This window comes from Zunongwangia profunda SM-A87 (assembly GCF_000023465.1).
In the GTDB taxonomy this organism is placed as follows: domain Bacteria; phylum Bacteroidota; class Bacteroidia; order Flavobacteriales; family Flavobacteriaceae; genus Zunongwangia; species Zunongwangia profunda.
Map to the genome: position 1 here is coordinate 4,556,726 of NC_014041.1, position 18,724 is coordinate 4,575,449.

Below are 18,724 nucleotides of genomic sequence, written 5' to 3' on the forward strand. Positions count from 1 at the left end.
TGATTACAATATTGGTTGCGGGTCACTTTTTATATGTTATATATATGTTTCAAATTACCTTAATTTTTTTCGGATTGCCTCAGAAATATTTTCAGAGTAAACCCCATAAGCATCCACCAATAAGCCTTTTATTCCATTTTTGGAAGAAATGGCATATAGTACACTATTGTCATCTGTGCTACTCATTCCTTCAAAACGATGCATCTCGTCCACCTCAAAATCTTCTGGATGGAATTTCAACTTTAGAGCATTACATTCCAGATGTTTCTCTTTCAAATTGAAATCAACAGTGTAGCCTTTAGCCTGTAAATGAGCCATAGTTTCAGAAAGTGTATCGTAGCTTTTCATATTATAATAGTGCCCGACTTGGGAAGGAGTTTTAACTAATCAACAATGAAAAATTTTCCATTCCCTTCCCACATCAGGACTTATTTTATGTTCTCTTGGCCTGTTTTAAATATCATAAATACTCTTATCATTCTTTTTGAATATAGAAAACACATAGTTATTCCAATTTCAGCACCAATTGTGCAAATTGCACATTTATTGTTTTATCCAAACCTTGCATTAAAGAATCTAACCCCGTATCTGAAACCAAAACCTGTCCCGTTGCACTTATCAGACAAGACATATTTATGCCCTGTTCTATATGGGTAATGGTTGCTTTAAACTGTGATTTATAGGTTTCCCCTTGATATAAAACATCAACCAGCCAATTAAAATTGATAGGGTCGTGCCGTTTTGATAAAAAATCAACGGATGGAATAGTACCTGTAAACCGAAGAATTGCAGGTGCTTCCCCTTCTTGTATAATGGCATTTAATTCAGGAAGGTCTGTTACTAAAGTTTTAAGGTCTAGAACACCATTTACTACTTTAGAATTGTAATCAAGATATAGTGCCAGACTATGGCTTTCTGCCTTGATAGTCTTACCGTCCACCAAAGTCATCATCTCAATATGGCCATCATCGGTTCTATATATTTTTTGAGCCGAAACCTCGAAATATGTTATTAAAAGAACTGCGAACATCAATAGTTTAGTTTTCATAATGTTTATTGTTGCTAATTGTTTTCTATATAAAGTAAGTATAACCATAATCCGCAATTGCCAATTTCAAATCAAACTGATTTTGCTATTTTTTCCATAATTGTAAGGTCTGTACCAAATTTGCAAATCGCATCGCAATGCATCCTCAATTCAGAAAACAAAATATACTTTATATGCATCTTGGAATTTTTGATTACAGGTCGATTCAATTGATGTATGACGTCTTTTTCACGATGGTTTGGAATGATGATATAAAAAACCTCATCGCCATCGGAAATGCTGAAATATAAATCGGACAGTCTTAAAATTCCTGAATAGATACTGGTGCTTTTTTCAACCTCAAAAGCGGCTACTATATTATTGGTTCCCTTTTCAAACCAAAGCACATCAATGAGTTTAATGGTGGTTTGGGTTTCCTTATCGCAAGGAAGCGCTGGAAATGTTTTCATTGAAATGAACGAAAAACTTTGACCGCCAAAAGATTTACTTTTATCGTTGCTGGCAGGTGTAACGTCAAAACCAAGTGAAATGCCGATTTTCAATAAATGGTATTGCATTTCGTCGTGAAGTTTCTCTTCCTGCTTTTCTTCCTGAATTTCCCTTTGCCGTTTTACGATGTTTTTTTCAAATTTGACCCGTTCGGCCTCACTTAAATATTCGTCGTTACCTATGAGCATTTTTTGGGTGCCAATCTCGAAACACAATCCTGCAATTGCGCCTAAATCGTTTGACAGTTCCGTTTTGTTTTTAGTATTGGTTTCTATCAAGATTTCCCTGATTTTCAGATACTCCGTCCAACTTCCCAATTTCTTTTTATCCTTGAACAGAAAATTAAACCCATTTAGTATGGCCGTATTAAATGGTGGAAACCAAGTGGGATGCAAAAAATATAAAATACTTGCTACCGCTGGGCCGAGGCCTTTTACTTTGAGTGCATCCAACTTTACGATTTCCCTTACGACCTGTTCTTCCGTTTTGGCATTAATACAGTTTTCCAAAAATTGACCAAAAGCTATTTTATTGTCCTGATTTTCATAGATATCAGGAATGCGCAGTTTCGGCTTCCAATAAAAAGGATGCGCCACACCCGCAAAAACTTGCTTTTGCTCTGCAATGCTGCCCAACACAAATTCCAGACTGCTTTCCTTAAAATCGTTTGGGAAGGTTTTGTTTTTAATGTCCTCAATCACCTGCAAAACGCCTCTACGGATGGTTCTAAACGCCTTCAATCTCTGGTCATTGTCAACAAACCAAGTATTGTAAACACTTTCCGAGTCGGTTTTATATTGATGGATTATTTGAGGAAAATTGCTCATTGTTGCTGTTATTTCGTGTTTCTTGAAGAGGTATGTGTTTTGATGATTTTCCATTCGCCACCCATCTTTTTTAGGATAGACGTTGCCACGCCTTTTTTGCGAATCGTTCGTGTTTCACCTTTTTCATTTGGGTTAAGCACTATGGTATAAATGTAGGTTTCAGTAGTAAAAGCATAGGGCGCATCTACTTTGGCATCGATTTCATAATCAGAAAAGGTAAAACTTTTAAATTCGCCTAATTCTGGTCCAAGATGATGCTCAATGTAATGTGCATACGTGCCTTCGACTCCACCGGATTCAAATACTTCAGAATCTTCTGCAAATAAATTGAACGTGCCTTCAGTTGTCAAATTTTGAATGGCATCCTTGTAGGTTTTCATCACAGCAATAACCGCTTCCGTATCCGTCTTTGCTTTTGTTTCCTGTGCGTTGGATAAGCTGAAAGTAGCAATGAGAATTGTTACGAGTGCAATTGTTTTAATTGTTTTCATAATTTTAGTTTTTAAAGGTTATTTATTATCAACGTGTATTCTATTAATATTTGCAATGCCAAAGACAAGTACCAAAAAGCTCAAGAAAATTTCCATCATTACCAGCGTTTTTCCCGCAATTGAAATTGGTACAATATCGCCATATCCAACCGAGGAAAAAGTTATCAAGCTGAAATAGATAAATTCAAAAAATTGCAAGAAGAATGAACCATTGAGCGAAGTACTCTCTTTGAAATTTTCAGAATTCAAAATATATAACGCGTGATAATCAGTCGTGAATGAAAAAACAATCAAAACAATCAACACCGCAAATAAAGTTAGGACGTGCGCAAGCTGATGGCTTTCGCCTATTATTTTAGCCAATTGTATGAACGTAAGCCGAACGATAAAAATGGTCTTGATTAGAGCCAAAGCCACAATTAAAATAGGTCGCCATAGGCCATTATCATCTGCTTGTGCCCAAAATATATAACTCAGTGATATAGCGATAACCGCCGTTGCGGTAAGCAATACTTTTTTAAAGAGCTGTCCATAAAACCCATTGCCGTTTGATATATCATTTATAGTTTCTTTCACTATTGATTTTTTTAATACATTAATATTAGTTATATCATTGCAACACCAATAAATAAGTATTGATGCCTTGAAAGGATAGATGAAACTCTAGTGGCCACTCCATAAAAATATACATCCTGAAAATCCAGTATTTACAATAAGATTTTCTTTCACAAAATTTCTAGTGCCTAACAAGGGGGGACTAAAACCAACCATCAACATTGACCCTTCCCTAATTAGGGCTTTTTTTCTTGATATCTTTTTATATCATTTTAAGCTCAGTTTTTTACAGTATTCCCATATTGATATTTTGCAAATATTTTTGCCACCGCCTCCTTAATTTCCTTTTGCTTGTCGGTGGTATTTGCGTGCAGCACATCTGGCGCAAATCCTTGCCAGACTAATTGACGGCGTTTCATATCTATAAGTTCTATGACAACGCCACCTTCTTTGTGTTCTTGAGATGATTGGTAACCGCCATAATATCCATAACCGTAAGACCCGAAATGACCATAACCGTGACCATAAGAAGGAAAATAAGGGTAGCCACCACCTGTGTTTATATCTCTTGTCTGTACAACGATACGGGAATCTACCAATAAATCAGGATTGCTCTTATTCAAGACGTAGCCTTTATTTTCCATTTGTTCCTGAATGGCGCCTTTTAACCGTTTCTTTATCAATGTGTTGAAAAATAACGGTTCGTTTTCCTTGTCGCTGTCCATTTGAAAATCATCGGACCAGTAAAAGGTTTTGTAGGTTCCAAACTGTGCTTCTTGGTCATAATCGGTAACGATGGCCGAAGAAGTGACCGAACAACTTACTGCGGTAATGCTTATTAAAAGGCAGACTGCCAATTTTATTAATGTTCTCATAATCCATTTATTTAATTCAACAATCTATTTTATTTCTTCGTAAGTATTGCATCCACACTCAAGTCGTGCTTGTCATTAACTTTTATAAATACCAAACTTGGGCGTTCCAAATTATAATCGGTAATCAATAAAGACCAAGAAGCTGTTAATTGAATTGTATCTTCTGAAACAAGTTTCAACTCAATAGGAATGGTTATTTCCCGAGTAACTCCGGCAAGGGTGAAATCTCCCTTTGCGTTGAGCGTTTGTGTCGCTTTTTCTTCAAAATTAAAATCGTCCATAAATTTTCCTTCAAAAACAACATTGGGTTTTTTTTCCGCTTTTACCAGATCATACATATGTCCATCCCGTTTTTCATTATCTGTCTTTATGGATTTTACAGGAACCGAAAAGGTCAACGTGCCGTCCTTAAAACCTATGGTGCCCTGTAAATCATCAGATTTGCCGATATAGGAATTAAGTGGCATTTTTGCCTTAAAGGATGCGGTTCCTTCCTTTACTATATAATTTTGGGCCTTTATAGATACATTGCTTGAAAACAACAGTATTATTAACAAATAAATTAAGTTTTTACCCATTACTTTTTATTTTTCGACCATTCAATCCATTTGAGTATAACTCTTGATATGTCTTGGTCTCATTCTCATTGATTCGGCGGACAATATACTTTTTGTCGATACCCTTTCTATTTTCAATACCCATTGATTTTAGCAGTTCCTTAAAACCTTCGATGGTATTTTTATGATAGTTGGCAACTTTGGTTTTTTTATCTTTTACAACAATGGATGCAACTCGGGAAGGCACCATTGTGGTAATTCCCGTAGGGCAGGTATCCAAATTGCATTTTAGCGATTGCACACAGCCCAAGGCAAACATCATCCCTCTTGCGCTATAACAGGCATCTGCGCCGAGCGCCATCATTCTATAGATATCAAAAGCGGATATAATTTTACCAGCTGCCATTACTTTAATTTCATCTCGCAACCCATACTTTTTAAGAATGCCGTTTGCGAAATGGATGGCTTCAATTATTGGCATACCGGCCCAATGTAAGGATTCCATATGGGCAGCACCAGAGCCACCTTCGGCACCGTCAATGGCTATAAAGTCTGGGCAATTTTGCTTTTCGGCAAAGGTTTGAACCATTCTTTCAAACTCATCTTGTTGACCAATGCACAGCTTTATTCCCACAGGTTTTCCTTTAGAGAGTTTTCTCAATTTTCTAATGAAGCGTAGCATTTCAACGTCATTGTCGAATGCCGAATGAAAGGCTGGGGAATGAATTTCCGTTCCCTGCTCCACATCCCTGAATTTGGCAATTTCCTTTGTGTTCTTCTTTGCCGGCAAAATTGCCCCAAAGCCAGGTTTGGCACCTTGCGATATTTTTATTTCAATCATTTTCACTACATCGTTGGTTGCGATATCGGCGAATTTTTTGGCGTCAAAATTTCCTTCTGCATCACGACATCCAAAATAGCCTGTTCCAAACTGAAAGATAATATCTGCACCGTATTCTTGATGATAGGGTGTAAAGCCACCTTCGCCGGTGTTTTGAGCAAAACCTGCTATTTTCGCACCACCGTTAAAAGCAAGGGTAGCATTTTTGCTTATGGAACCAAAACTCATTCCCGCAAGGTTGAGAATGCTGGCAGAGTAAGGTTTTAAGCAGTGGGAACTTCCTATAAGAACTCTAAAGTCGTCATTGATTTGTTTTGCAGGATATGTGGAATGGGTAAACCACTCGCGCCCCACTTTGTCATACGGAATCTGTGTTCCAAAAGGTTGATTTATAAGCGCATCGGCAGCTCTTTTATAGACAATTTCCTTTTGAATTAAAGTAAAGGGTTGCCCTTCGGTACGGTTGAGCAATAATGTTTCCTGAATAACGTGGCGTTGCTCCTCAAGAAGATTTGTGATTCTACCAAGCAAAGGGTAGGTTCTCCTAATATTATTTGATTCTTGAAAATAGTCCACAAGACCGAGAACGAGTAAAGGAAGGATAATCAATCCAATCCACCACAAATGGGGATGCCAAAATACCATAACGATATATGCAGCAACTAAAAATATAGCGGTTATAATAAATCCTTTTCTCATTTTTCAGTATTAATGTGAATGTTCATCACTTTCTCCGTGACCTTCTTCGTTTTCGTTACCAAGATATTTCCCCTGTGGGCCAACTCCTTCAATATGCACGAGCTGTGAACCATAGTGTCCTGCCTGTGCTACTGAATATCCTGCAAAAGCCATAACTACAAATACCCCAATTTCAAAACCTCGCTTTAATTTGTACCAGAAGAGGCTTACTATTTTTAATAGGGCTGCCAAAGCACTTGCCCATAAAGTCCAATCTGCATATTTGTCGTGCAGTTCCAAGACCTTTTTTGCGGTTTCTGTAAGTCCTTCGGTATGTGGGTGCACCAGTGTACCTGCTACGTAAGCTCCGATAAATCCGAATCCTACTGTTAGTAAAATGACCCAATCCAGTGTGCGATTTAAAACGAACAGCTGGATGAGCTGTAACAAAACTGCCAATAAAAGCAGTACAATCGGGAAGTGTACAACTAATGGATGCAGATTAGGGAAATCGTCCAAACCGGCTTCAGTATGGTCTTGTGAGACAGAAATTGGACTGCTTGTTTCAAAAATAGAAAGTGATTTCTCATCCTTGATGTCGGTTTTAGTTTCAGAAACAATAAAATTACTATCAGCAAATACCGTCGAAAAACCTCCAAACAAGGCTAACATCAATACGGTGAAAATTATTTTTTTAGATTTCATTTTATATAGTTTTAAATTAATCACCTGTTAATTGCAAGATCAATACACCTATCACAATAATGGCTATAATGGCATAAATGGTATAATTGAACCATTTTTTGAAGCCACTTCTCTTTTGTTTGGTTTCGCTACCGGTTTTACAACAATCTTTCATCTGTTGATATTTATTTATTTTTAATTATCAGATGTAATTGGCCAATCAACATTTCGCTTGTTATCAACTTTTTTGTATGGCTCATTTCATACTATTTTATTTGTGCCTAATTAAGAGAAAGGGCTTCACTAACCAACCAAAAGTATGTGCCCTCTCTCTTATTAGGACTTAAATTTTTGCCTGACCTGGGAAGGAATTAACACTAACCATCAACATTGTTTTCCTTCCCACGACAGGACTTAATGACTACCCAAGATATCCCAGACATCTTATTTACTTCTGTTAACTAATAAACCAGAGCAACAAAAGATGCTTAGGGAAGGGATTACCTATTGAATAGTCTTTTGTATTTTGCCATATTTAAACTTCCTACTACCATATTATCGGTTTCTTACTTTGTTTATTTACACTCAATTATTTCCTTTTGCAATTAGGCTGTCCAATTCCATATACTTTTCTTTCATTAGGCTTAACGCAAAAGCTCCAGCAGAAGCTGTAAAGACTGAAAAGTCTAATGCTCCTTTTATTCCAGTGGAAAATGTCATTGAAAGCGCAAATAGTAGCAGTAAAAATCCACTCCATTTTGCGAACAATTCTGTTTTAAATCCAATTATCAAGAAGAATGCAAAAATAATTTCAGCTGCGGTTGCAATAATTCCGATTGTTGAAATTAATGAGTCCGGAATCCAAGGATTTATCTGTTGTGTGTAGTTAAGAAAATTATCCCAATTCCCCCACACAGAAACATCTTTGTTCCACAATCCAAATCTATCAGCTACTGCCGATAAAAATCCGATTGATATTGCAAGTCGCAAAAAGAGTTTGATTATTTTAGTCCTCATCTTTGATTATTGTTGGTTGCTTAATTCTCTTGATTTTGGTCAAAAGGATTACAACTTTACTGAATTGTCTTTTGAACTTTCCCACATTTAAGCATTTTGCTGCCATAGTAGGGGTTTTTTACTTCATTACTTGTACTTAACCAAGCACTTCCTTTATCGTACATTGGGCAAAATTGTTCATATAACGTGCTTTTTGTACCCGTAATAGCTACCATATCAGTAATATCCTTACTTAACGTTTTAAAGTGCTCGCGTTGGTGGTCTATCGCACTTTCAGAAATATGTTCTGCGTGCTCGGTAGCATCTTCTATGATATCGGCCAGCTCTTTTTGTTGTTCTTTTGAGTAACTACTCTTATCGAATTTTTTAAGAGAGGCTACCAATTTAGAACCTGATTGTGCCGCTTTCTTGGTGTCATCGCCTACCAAAGCATCTTTCAACATAAAATAATCGGCAAGAACCGTTTCTGCCGCTGGATTCATTTTGTCCATTTTCATTTTACTATGATCCATTTCCATTTCACCGTGCTTGTGGTTCATTTTTTCTTTTTCCTGGGCGTTGGTAAAAGAAACTGCTAACAATAGCATTACTGCTATACTCATTTTTAAATTTTTCATTTTTATTATTTTTAAATTATTGTTTATAAACTATCTTTTAATTGTGTGATAAAATTGATTAATTCTTCTGCCTCCGCTTCAGAAAACTTAGCATCTTTATGTATCAAAGTGTAAGAATCCAAAGGCATTTCTCCGCTTTCTATCTGTTTGATAATTGATCGAAGTTTACTTGATTTTCTTCGGCTTGAAAGCGAATCCCATTCGTTAAAATTAAGTTCGGCCTTGCCTTCTTTAATGTGGTCTTCCAAAAACCAAGCAGCGGGTTGAATCTTATTATACCAAGGATATTGCGTATTGTTACTGTGACAATCATAGCAGGATACCTGTAATTTTTTCTGAATAGTTTCAGGAACATTATGTACCAACATAAAATCAGTTTCGGGAACCGTATAACTTTGATTGCGTTCCGTGGGAATAAATTGAATCCCCACAAACCCTACCAGTGCTATTATTGCTATGATTTTTAAAATTTTCATTTAATTGATTTCCTTTTGCATTTCACCACAGGTCAACATTTTACTTCCATAATAAGGATTCTTAACGTCCTTGCTCATACTTAACCAATTACTACCTCCATCATACATTGGGCAGAATAGTTGATACAAGGTGTTTTCTGTACCGGTTATAGCAACCATATCTGTTACATCCTTACTTATGATTTTAAAATGTTCTCGCTGGTGTGCTATATCACTTTCTGAAATATGTTCTGCGTGTTCTGTGGCATCTTCCATAATATCCTTGAGTTCCTGTTGCTCACTATCTGAATAGCTGGATGCATCAAAATTTCCAAAAGTACTTGCAAGCGTTGCTCCCAATTCTTTTGCCTTATCATTGTCATCGCCTACAAGTGCATCTTTCAAGTTGAAATAATCTTTCAGGATTGCTTCTGCTTTTGCGTCTTGGTTGTCACTCATTGCCATATCATCTTTGTCATCCATAGACTCTTGGTACATCTCATTGCTCATAGGTGCAGCTGGTTCATCTTTTTTTCCGTCCTTACAGGATATAGCCGTAAGGGTTAAGGTCATTACTAAAATACCGACGGTCATTTTTAATTTTTTCATTTTAATTTCGATTTTAATAGTTAATATTTGATTTTAATTTATTGTTATACCTGTTTACACAGCTTAATTTTTTTTTACATAGTGCTATGTCTAACAGATTTTTGGATTGCTTCTTTTTTTTATTTCTTTGAGCCTATAGCCTGCTTAATTTCTTCATACTCCTCTTTGGTTATCTCTCCTTTAGCGTACCTTTCATCAAGGACATCCATAGCCTTTGAACTTTTAGTCCGCTTTATTTTCTTTCCTCCTGCATAGATGAAAACACCTAGAATAATAACACCGAAAATGGTTAAGAAATCCCAATTGTAGTCCATCGTTTTATTTTTTAGTCATTAAAATCTTAGTGATAATCCTCCACCTGCACCAAAACGGTTATCATAACTTCCCATCAATGAGAAATTTTTGGATAAAAGATATTCAACACCCGTACTCCAAGTAATCTCTTTTTTGAAATTATCTCCTTGAGGCAGGTCATCTACCCACCCAAAATCTGCTTGGTACTCGTACATCCCAAAAACAATAGTTCTAGGGAAAATGGTAATAGCACGGCTTAAGCTAATCTGCGGGCGTAGCTTACTATCCATCCTCACATCCAACGTAAATAAGTAGGGCGTAAGGTATCGTATCCCTGCTATAGCTGTTGTTGTTATTTCTTCAAGGCTATCCTCCATTTCGTTCTCGACATTTACACCGCCAAAAACGGTTAGATAATCATAGAGGTATCTATCGTAGGCAGCTTCAACCTCCATATTCCTGTTCCAACCATATTCGCCCCTCAAACTGAATTGGTTTCGGATATTTGAAGATATAAGGTTCAAAGTGGTCATATGTGATGCGGCATCTATCATTCCGTAGGAATAGAACTGGTCGGTCTCGTCAATAAGTTTAGATACGGGATATTCCTTCAACCTTGGATCCCTAGGGGTATCATAACTTACAATACGCGCCATACCTCCCATCATATGGTATAGAATATGACAATGGAAAAACCAATCGCCATATTCATCACCATAAAATTCAATGGTAACTTGTTTCATTGGTGGAACATTGACTGTGTGTTTTAAGGGTGAGTATTCCCCATTTTCGTTAATGACCCTAAAAAAATGACCGTGTAGGTGCATTGGGTGGTGCATCATAGTCAGGTTATTGAAGGTAATCCTAGTTACTTCGTCTCCCTTGATTTTTATTTTATCTGCTTCAGATAGAGGAACCCCATTCAAACTCCAGATATAGCGCTGCATATTCCCGGTAAGGTTTAATAGGATATCCGTTACAGGAACATCTGGGTCATAATTGGTCTTCTCCGGCGATTTCAAGTAGTCATAGTTATACTCTGAAAACATATTCATTCCCTGCATTCCATCTGCTTCGTCCATTTTCATATCATCCATTTGAGAGGCCTTTTTCATTTTGGTATCCATTTTTGTGTCCATCCCTGCCATTTTGGAATGGTCCATCTGCATTGAATCCTTTTTCATATCCATTTGCATTTCGTCCATTTTATGCTTCTTCATTTCCATACCCTTCATATTGGACTTGTCCATATTCATTGTACCCATATCCATATCTTTCATTCCTTCCATCTGCATTCCCCATTTTTCTTTCATCTCGTAACGCTCATCTTTGCCTGGTCGGAACTTTAAAGCGGGTGCACCCATTTTCATTTTCATTTTGGCCATTTGTTGCATCATCCCTATTTTATCAGGTTTGGATACATCGGGTGCAGCAACAATAGGTCCTTGGCCTAGGTATGCCGTTGCGGTACCAGAGCCGTCTTGGGCCATAATTTTATATTCCAGTTTGCCGTTCTCCGGTATGGTTACGATAAAATCATAGGTTTCAGCGACCCCTATAAATGTCTTGTTATGCTTAACCGGTACTACATCTTTACCGTCTGCCGAGACAAGCAAAGGGTCAGGGCCGCCAAAGGCCATCCAGAACGAAGTAGAAGCAGAGCCGTCTATAATGCGAAGGCGCACTTTTTCGCCAGGTTTAAACTCGGGGTACTCCACTTTTTCTTCTCCATTAATTAAGAACGCTGGGTAATACACATCTGCCACATCTGCACTTTCCATACGCTGTCTCCAAAAATTTAATTGCGCCCCAAATGCGCCCCTTGCAATTACTTGGTTAAGCGGCGTAGCTGTTCCTTTTCTTATATTGTACCATTCTGTACCTCGCTTTAAAAACCGAAGTACATCCCGCGGTTTTTCGTTGGTCCAGTCAGATAGTACCAAAACCTGCTCTTTATCATACTCCAAGGTTTTTTCTTTGGGCTGTATTACAATTGAGCCGTAAACACCGCTCTGTTCCTGCAACATTGTATGGGAATGGTACCAATAGGTGCCGTTTTGCTTTATTGCGAATTCATATTTTAGTGTTTTACCGGGTTCTATGGGCGGTGTAGAAAGGTAGGGTACCCCATCATAAAAATTGGGCAACAACAAGCCGTGCCAATGGATGGATGTCTCCACGCTCATTTCATTTTTTACATAGATTACTGCGTACTCCCCTTCGGTAAATTCGAGCGTTGGCCCTGGAATACCTCCGTTGACGGTCATCCCTTTTACTTCTTTACCGGCTTTATTAACCATTTCTTCCTTTAGGGTCAACGTGTATTCGTGAACGGGTAGATTATCGACATTACCTTCCACGGACTGTGCAGATGCTGTATAGGTACACAGTAACAAAAGAATAAATGCATAGCTTATTTTTTTCATAAGATTACTTTTTTTAAAATTAATATTGATTATGAGAAGTTTGTGTCATAATTATGGTTGTTATCTACCTTATTTGATCTAAAGGGTTTCTAATACTTTTTTGATTATTCTTATAATTAGTCAGACTCATACCAGTTTCACTTTTAAACAGCCTACTTAAATGATTTACATTACTGTAATCAAGCAGCTGACTTATCTCCGTAAAATTACCCTCTTGTAATTGAATCAGCTCTTTCACTCTTTCTATCTTGAGTTTTATAAAGTATTTTTCTATGGTAATATGCTCCGTAACAGAAAATATTTTACTGATTTTTGAGTACTCAAGGTTTAATTTACTTTCCAAATGCTTGGACAGCGTTTTATTTAATTGAAGTGGTAATTTTTGTAATAATTTAATAAGTTCAATTTTAACTTGCTCTACTAATTGCTGGTCTTGCGCCAGTAAAATTTCGAAACCATTGTTTTCTAAAACATTTTTTATATTTTCAAAATCATCTATAGATTTCTCTTCGTAAATAATAGAACCCAATTCAATATGCTTTAAGTGAATCCCTAATGTTTCAACATCACTCTGGATTGTTTTAATACAGCGATTACACACCATATTTTTTATAAATAATTTCTTTTCCATCCGGTTAGTTGATTAGGTAATTAACAATTGCAGATTGTGTGTAATACTTCTGTATCGATTCCACTTGATTTAACTGAAATTTGAGCTGTAACTCTTGGATATCCAGCACATCATTAAAATCAATGGTGCCCGTTTCATAGTTTTTAATGAGAATTTCTTCAGCATCTTCTGCTTGTTTCAGATTGTTCTCTTGTGTATTATATGCTATTCGTGCTTGGTTGCGTTGCGATATTGCTTTTGCGAAAGCGGATTCCAAAACATTCAATCGTTGTGCTTTTTGAGTCTCGATTTCTTGTTGGCGCAAGTCATTTTGCCTTGAAATAGATTTATACCGATTATTAAAAATGGGAATGGAAACTGAAACCATAGGCATTAGTATATCCTTTCCATTGTCTATTGGATTCATATCCGCTCGCTCGCTCACTGGTAGATAATCAACCCCAAAACCAAACATAGGTAATGCCTCACGCTGGTTGAGCAATTCAGATTGTGCTATAGATTCGTAGAGTTTATCATATTTAAGCAGTTCAGGATTAAGTGATAGTGCATCTCTACCAGATACGGCGTTTTCACTTGGAATTTCCATTAATGTGACCACATCAACCATCATAGTTCCATCACGATTGAGTAGCTTATTGAAGGTGATTTGTTCTGACCCAAATTCCTCTTCGAGCACCTCTTTTTGCTGTTGCAATTCATTTTGACGAATCTGTAATCTCAAAACGTCAACAGAAGATGCCTTGCCTACTTCAACCGATGTAAGGGCAAGACGCTCATAGGTTTCTAATAATTTAATGTTCTTATCGAGCACCCTTTGCTTTGCTTGTATTTCATACAAACGATAATAGGATTGAGCTACAGAAAGTGCCAGTTTTCTTTTGGCAATTATGATTTCCACATATTCAGCTTCAGCCATTGAGGCTGCATAATTTTCTCTTGCCGTTATGGTCCCGAACCAAGGCAACATTTGCTTAAAGCCAATACGTGCTCTCTGCGCCCCAACACGGGTCTCGGGCTCACTGACAAAGTACCCAGCACTCACTTCAGTATTAGGCAGCCAGTTTGCTTCGTTCACTTTTTCTTCGGCGATGTTATAGCGCAGTTCAAAGGCTTGAATCTCGGGGTTGTTAGATTGTGCCTCTTCAATGTATGATTGTAGTTGTTGCGCTTTCGCGAAAGCGGAAACAAACAAAAGACAGGTAATAATTTTTATATTTTTCATTTGTTTGCTCGTTTAAGTTGGTACTCTTTTTTCCAGCTATATAATACTGGTACTAAAAAGTAGGATGTAATATCTATAATCATCCCACCGAAAATGGGGATTGCCATAGGTATCATAATATCGCTTCCTTTTCCCGTAGAAGTAAGTACAGGTAAGAGTGCAAGCACGGTGGTAACAGTAGTCATCAAACACGGACGAATTCGCTTTCCAGCAGCTTCTAATGTGGCAAGTCGGATTCCTTTTTTATCATTGGGATTCTCTCTGTCAAAAGTTTGTGTGAGGTAGGTAGCCATAACTACACCATCATCTGTTGCGATACCAAAAAGCGCAATAAAGCCAACCCAGACAGCAACACTTAGATTGATGGTTTTCATATTGAACAAATCCCGCATATTCTCACCAAAAAAGCTGAAATTGAAGAACCAATCCTGACCGTAAAGCCAAATCATTATAAAGCCACCTGCAAAGGCAACTGCGATTCCTGTAAATACCATCAACGAGGTGGAAACAGAACGGAACTGGAAATACAGAATCAAGAAAATAATAAGCAATGCCAAAGGCACAACTACGGAAAGTGTTTTTTCTGCGCGCAGCTGATTTTCATACGTACCCGTAAAACGGTAATTAATACCTTGTGGCACAATCAAATCACCATTGTCTATTTTTTGTTGAATGAGCGCTTGGGCATTTTCGACCACATCAACTTCGGCAAAACCATCGAGTTTATCAAACAGTACATACCCTATCAAGAAGGTGTCCTCACTTTTTATGACCTGTGGACCTTGTTCATAACGTATGTCTACCAATTCGCTCAGTGGAACCGGACTTCCTTTCTCAACCGGAACATAAATATCTTTTAAATCTTCTGGGTTTGCACGCAACTCACGCGGATAGCGCACTCTTACTCCATACCGCTCACGACCTTCTACCGTTTGAGTAAGCGGCATACCGCCCACAGCTACCTGAAGTACTTCCTGAACATCCATTATGGAAATTCCATAGCGTGCCAATTGGTCTCGTTTTATATCAATTAGTAAATAGGGCTTGCCCACAATACGGTCTGCAAAGACAGCTTGTTCTTTTACACCTTCAGCTTGTTTTAAAATGTCTTCGAGCTGTAGACCAAAAGCTTCTATTGTTTTCAAGTCTGGCCCTTTAACTTTTATACCCATAGGCGCACGCATACCTGTTTGAAGCATTACGAGCCTTGTCTCGATAGGTTGTAGTTTTGGTGCAGAAGTCACCCCTGGAAATTTGGTCACTTTCACAATCTCATTCCAGATATCGTCTGGGCTGTCGATTTCTGGCCGCCAGTTTCGGTAATATTCACCGCTGCCGTCTTCAATTAAATCGTTATGGGTTGCATTTGTTTTTAGTTGCGAGGCCTCATAATTAGCGTCATCATCGATTTCATTATTTGGATTAATAATGAATTTATCATTTTTCAGAACAAATAAACCATCATCGTTTACGCGGTAGCGTTGTCTCTCGCCATTCTTGTTTCGCATATATTCAGACTTATACTGAATCACATTTTCATACATCGAGAGCGGCGCAGGGTCAAGAGCAGATTCTGTTCTACCCGATTTACCTACTACCGTTTCGATTTCAGGAATACTGGCTACGGCCATATCAAGCTGCTGTAACACACGCTTGTTTTCTTCAACACCTGCGTGTGGCAAGGATGTTGGCATTAACAGGAATGAGCCTTCGTTGAGCGATGGCATAAATTCTTTACCCGTGTTGCGCATTATTATGGCCCCTAAAATCAACACTGTGGTCGGAATTATTAAAAACAGTAATCGGTTTTGAAGTGCCCAACGTAATATAGTGTCGTAATATTTTTGGAAAATTGAAAACGCCCCCAGTAATCCGAAACAGATAATCGCAACAAAAATCAAGTTCATTATAATACCGCGGTCAAAACCTAGTGGTCGCCAGTATTCGGCTAGAAGGAAAACAATAGCAATACAAGAAATAACGATATGTATTAGATTGGCTCTTTTTGCCGTGATAATATCGCGTACACTCAAAATTGCAACGATTCCATAGGCAATTAATATAATACCCAACCAATAACCATAGAAGATGGCTGTGATACCAAGGACGATGAGAACAGCATTAATAATATATTTAGCGTGCTCCCTAATAGTACTCTTTTTGAAAAGGAATGCGGCAAATGGTGGTATCAAGAAAAGGGCGATAACCAAAGACGCCGTGAGCGCCATTGTCTTTGTAAATGCGAGTGGACGAAACAACTTTCCTTCAGCACCTATCATAGTGAATACAGGAATAAAACTGATAATGGTTGTTAATACTGCCGTTAAAATTGCACCAGAAACTTCAGCAGTTGCATTGTAGATGATTTCATTTGTGGTGTACTCGATTCCGCTTTCGCGAAAGCGTAATTTTTCATCTTCCAAATGCCGAATCATATTTTCGGCCAGTATAACGCCCACATCCACCATTGTACCTATAGCAATGGCAATCCCTGACAATGCTACAATATTTGCATCTACATCAAAAAGTTTCATTGCAATGAAAACCATTAATACTGCAACGGGTAACAAACCTGAAATTAAGATGGATGCGCGTAGGTTGAACACCATTACGATAATGACCAGAATGGTTATTAAGATTTCAAGCGTGAGTGCTTCATTAAGCGTGTGTAGGGTCTCTTGAATAAGCTGGGTACGGTCGTAAAAGGGGACAATGGTCACTTGTGAGGTGCGGCCATCTGCCAGAACTTTTGTTGGAAGCCCAGATGACAGTTCAGCGATTTGCTCTTTTACATTATTGATAACTTCCATAGGGTTGGCGCCATATCGCGCTACCACAACACCACCAACAACTTCGGCACCTTCTTTATCTAAAATACCACGACGAGTTTGCGGTCCCAAATGAACAGTTGCGATGTCTTTTATTCGGATAGACGTAAAATTCTCTGAAGTGACCACGGCATTTTCAATATCTGCAACGGATTTTACATAGCCCAAACCACGAACCAGATATTCGGCCTGATTGATTTCCAATGTTTGTGCACCAATATCTTGGTTGCTCTGCTTAACGGCTTTGACAATGGCACTTAATCCAATATTGTATTGGCGCATTTTCTCCGGGTCCACATCTACTTGATATTCCTGAACATAACCGCCGATAGACGCTACTTCGGAAACACCACTTGCCGATGACAATCCGTATTTCACATAATAATCCTGTATACTACGCAGTTCCTGTAAATCCCAACCACCGGTTACATTACCATCCTTGTCACGACCTTCTAGGGTGTACCAGAATATTTGTCCTAAACCTGTGGCATCAGGGCCCAAAGCTGGGTTAACGCCATCTGGCAGCAAGTTGGAAGGAAGCGAATTGAGTTTTTCGAGAATGCGACTACGTGACCAGTAAAACTCCACATCTTCTTCAAAAATGATATAGATACTGGAAAACCCAAACATAGAGGAACTACGAATAGTTTTCACGCCTGGAATACCTAGAAGCGAAGTTGTAAGTGGATACGTAATTTGGTCTTCAATATCCTGTGGCGAGCGCCCTTGCCATTTGGTAAAAACAATTTGTTGGTTTTCACCAATATCGGGAATGGCATCCACAGCTACAGGGTCAGTAGGCAAAATACCGGTCTCCCAATTAAAAGGTGCGTTTACAACGCCCCAACCGACGAACAAAGCTAATAGTAAAACAGCTACTAATTTATTTTCTATTAGAAATTTGATGCTTTTATTCAGCATAGAAATGATTATTAAGTAATTATAAATCTTGTTTAAAAGTGACAAACAAGCAGAAATGTCCAAAACAAATTAATGCAGGACTACAGTTCTAATTACTTAAAAATCAAATAAGGAAAGTCTGGTCTAAAACTTGAATATCCCTGACCAAGGGAGGAGGCGTATAATCTCTGTATGAATTTAAATCTTCTTGAGATTCGAAAAATAAGTGTATATAGGTATGGATAAAAGCAGCAACAAATAGTTGTTGGTCTTTATCTAATTTGTCGAACGATGTTTTTAAAGTATCTTGCCCTTCAACAATCACTTGTTCATCACTACAGCAATCTTTTTTAGAAATATCACACTCTGATGACTGCGATTGCTGTTGAACATCCATACCGCAAGTTTGAGCGTGACCAAATAATGAAGAGTCCACAAAAATATCTCCACAATAATGACTATCTACCGTAAATGATACGGTTGACAACAACACTAACAGTGCCATAGAGAATGTTGATATTTTAAAAAAGATTTTCTTCATTAATTTTACAAAAATACAAAATTTCAAGTAAATTTTCTTTATTTAACAAATAATTTTGATTTCATATGCAACATATTCTCCTAAATCTATATGAAAGATTATCTAATTTCTAGAAAAATGCCGAATACAAACCTGTTTT

20 protein-coding genes are annotated in these 18,724 nt (G+C 37.7%); all 20 read right to left on the minus strand.

The genetic code is table 11. The features are described 5' to 3' along the window. Nucleotides 1-54: 54 nt before the first annotated feature. The 20 genes from ZPR_RS20065 to ZPR_RS20155 all read right to left on the minus strand — a co-directional run bounded on the left by ZPR_RS20065 (nucleotide 55) and on the right by ZPR_RS20155 (nucleotide 18,585). Nucleotides 55-348 carry a hypothetical protein gene (locus ZPR_RS20065; protein ID WP_013073622.1) on the minus strand — a complete coding sequence of 98 codons (294 nt, stop codon included), beginning with the start codon at nucleotides 346-348 and terminating at the stop codon, nucleotides 55-57. A gap of 157 nt (nucleotides 349-505) precedes the next feature. Continuing rightward, nucleotides 506-1,048 carry a hypothetical protein gene (locus ZPR_RS20070; protein ID WP_013073623.1) on the minus strand — a complete coding sequence of 181 codons (543 nt, stop codon included), beginning with the start codon at nucleotides 1,046-1,048 and terminating at the stop codon, nucleotides 506-508. 71 nt (nucleotides 1,049-1,119) lie between these two features. Then, complete coding sequence (locus tag ZPR_RS20075; protein ID WP_013073624.1) at nucleotides 1,120-2,364, minus strand: hypothetical protein; 1,245 nt, start codon at nucleotides 2,362-2,364, stop codon at nucleotides 1,120-1,122. 8 nt (nucleotides 2,365-2,372) lie between these two features. Beyond that, nucleotides 2,373-2,855 carry a YybH family protein gene (locus ZPR_RS20080; RefSeq protein ID WP_013073625.1) on the minus strand — a complete coding sequence of 161 codons (483 nt, stop codon included), beginning with the start codon at nucleotides 2,853-2,855 and terminating at the stop codon, nucleotides 2,373-2,375. Nucleotides 2,856-2,873: 18 nt separating this feature from the next. Further along, nucleotides 2,874-3,431: a potassium channel family protein gene (locus ZPR_RS20085; protein WP_013073626.1), complete on the minus strand. Its 558-nt coding sequence runs from the start codon at nucleotides 3,429-3,431 to the stop codon at nucleotides 2,874-2,876. A 257-nt stretch (nucleotides 3,432-3,688) separates the two neighbouring features. Continuing rightward, nucleotides 3,689-4,285 carry a DUF4136 domain-containing protein gene (locus ZPR_RS20090; protein WP_013073627.1) on the minus strand — a complete coding sequence of 199 codons (597 nt, stop codon included), beginning with the start codon at nucleotides 4,283-4,285 and terminating at the stop codon, nucleotides 3,689-3,691. Between the two features lie 29 nt (nucleotides 4,286-4,314). After that, a complete protein-coding gene (locus tag ZPR_RS20095; protein ID WP_013073628.1) occupies nucleotides 4,315-4,863 on the minus strand; it encodes a YceI family protein in 549 nt (182 codons plus the stop codon). Next, nucleotides 4,856-6,382: an FMN-binding glutamate synthase family protein gene (locus tag ZPR_RS20100; RefSeq protein WP_028376592.1), complete on the minus strand. Its 1,527-nt coding sequence runs from the start codon at nucleotides 6,380-6,382 to the stop codon at nucleotides 4,856-4,858. The genes ZPR_RS20095 and ZPR_RS20100 overlap by 8 nt, the downstream gene beginning before the upstream one ends. A gap of 9 nt (nucleotides 6,383-6,391) precedes the next feature. Further along, nucleotides 6,392-7,066 (minus strand): DUF2231 domain-containing protein, encoded by a 675-nt coding sequence (locus ZPR_RS20105; RefSeq protein ID WP_013073630.1) that lies wholly within the window; start codon nucleotides 7,064-7,066, stop codon nucleotides 6,392-6,394. Nucleotides 7,067-7,082: 16 nt separating this feature from the next. Beyond that, a complete protein-coding gene (locus ZPR_RS23520) occupies nucleotides 7,083-7,220 on the minus strand; it encodes a hypothetical protein (RefSeq protein WP_008610782.1) in 138 nt (45 codons plus the stop codon). Nucleotides 7,221-7,630: 410 nt separating this feature from the next. Then, nucleotides 7,631-8,062 (minus strand): hypothetical protein, encoded by a 432-nt coding sequence (locus ZPR_RS20110; protein ID WP_008610780.1) that lies wholly within the window; start codon nucleotides 8,060-8,062, stop codon nucleotides 7,631-7,633. Nucleotides 8,063-8,118: 56 nt separating this feature from the next. Then, nucleotides 8,119-8,679, minus strand: coding sequence for a DUF3347 domain-containing protein (locus tag ZPR_RS20115; protein WP_008610779.1), 561 nt, complete (start codon nucleotides 8,677-8,679; stop codon nucleotides 8,119-8,121). 23 nt (nucleotides 8,680-8,702) lie between these two features. Continuing rightward, complete coding sequence (locus ZPR_RS20120) at nucleotides 8,703-9,155, minus strand: heme-binding domain-containing protein (protein WP_013073632.1); 453 nt, start codon at nucleotides 9,153-9,155, stop codon at nucleotides 8,703-8,705. Continuing rightward, the gene (locus ZPR_RS20125) at nucleotides 9,156-9,743 is read right to left on the minus strand and encodes a DUF3347 domain-containing protein (RefSeq protein WP_013073633.1); all 588 of its coding nucleotides are present in this window, start codon (nucleotides 9,741-9,743) and stop codon (nucleotides 9,156-9,158) included. Between the two features lie 119 nt (nucleotides 9,744-9,862). Beyond that, nucleotides 9,863-10,057: an SHOCT domain-containing protein gene (locus ZPR_RS20130; RefSeq protein ID WP_013073634.1), complete on the minus strand. Its 195-nt coding sequence runs from the start codon at nucleotides 10,055-10,057 to the stop codon at nucleotides 9,863-9,865. A gap of 18 nt (nucleotides 10,058-10,075) precedes the next feature. Next, nucleotides 10,076-12,463, minus strand: coding sequence for a multicopper oxidase domain-containing protein (locus tag ZPR_RS20135; protein WP_031427478.1), 2,388 nt, complete (start codon nucleotides 12,461-12,463; stop codon nucleotides 10,076-10,078). 64 nt (nucleotides 12,464-12,527) lie between these two features. Next, nucleotides 12,528-13,094, minus strand: coding sequence for a helix-turn-helix domain-containing protein (locus tag ZPR_RS20140; RefSeq protein ID WP_008610774.1), 567 nt, complete (start codon nucleotides 13,092-13,094; stop codon nucleotides 12,528-12,530). A gap of 4 nt (nucleotides 13,095-13,098) precedes the next feature. Beyond that, nucleotides 13,099-14,316, minus strand: coding sequence for a TolC family protein (locus ZPR_RS20145; protein ID WP_013073636.1), 1,218 nt, complete (start codon nucleotides 14,314-14,316; stop codon nucleotides 13,099-13,101). After that, nucleotides 14,313-18,065, minus strand: a complete 3,753-nt coding sequence (locus ZPR_RS20150; protein ID WP_013073637.1) for an efflux RND transporter permease subunit — start codon at nucleotides 18,063-18,065, stop codon at nucleotides 14,313-14,315. The genes ZPR_RS20145 and ZPR_RS20150 overlap by 4 nt, the downstream gene beginning before the upstream one ends. 103 nt (nucleotides 18,066-18,168) lie before the next feature. Next, complete coding sequence (locus ZPR_RS20155; RefSeq protein WP_013073638.1) at nucleotides 18,169-18,585, minus strand: HYC_CC_PP family protein; 417 nt, start codon at nucleotides 18,583-18,585, stop codon at nucleotides 18,169-18,171. Between the last annotated feature and the right edge of the window lie 139 nt (nucleotides 18,586-18,724).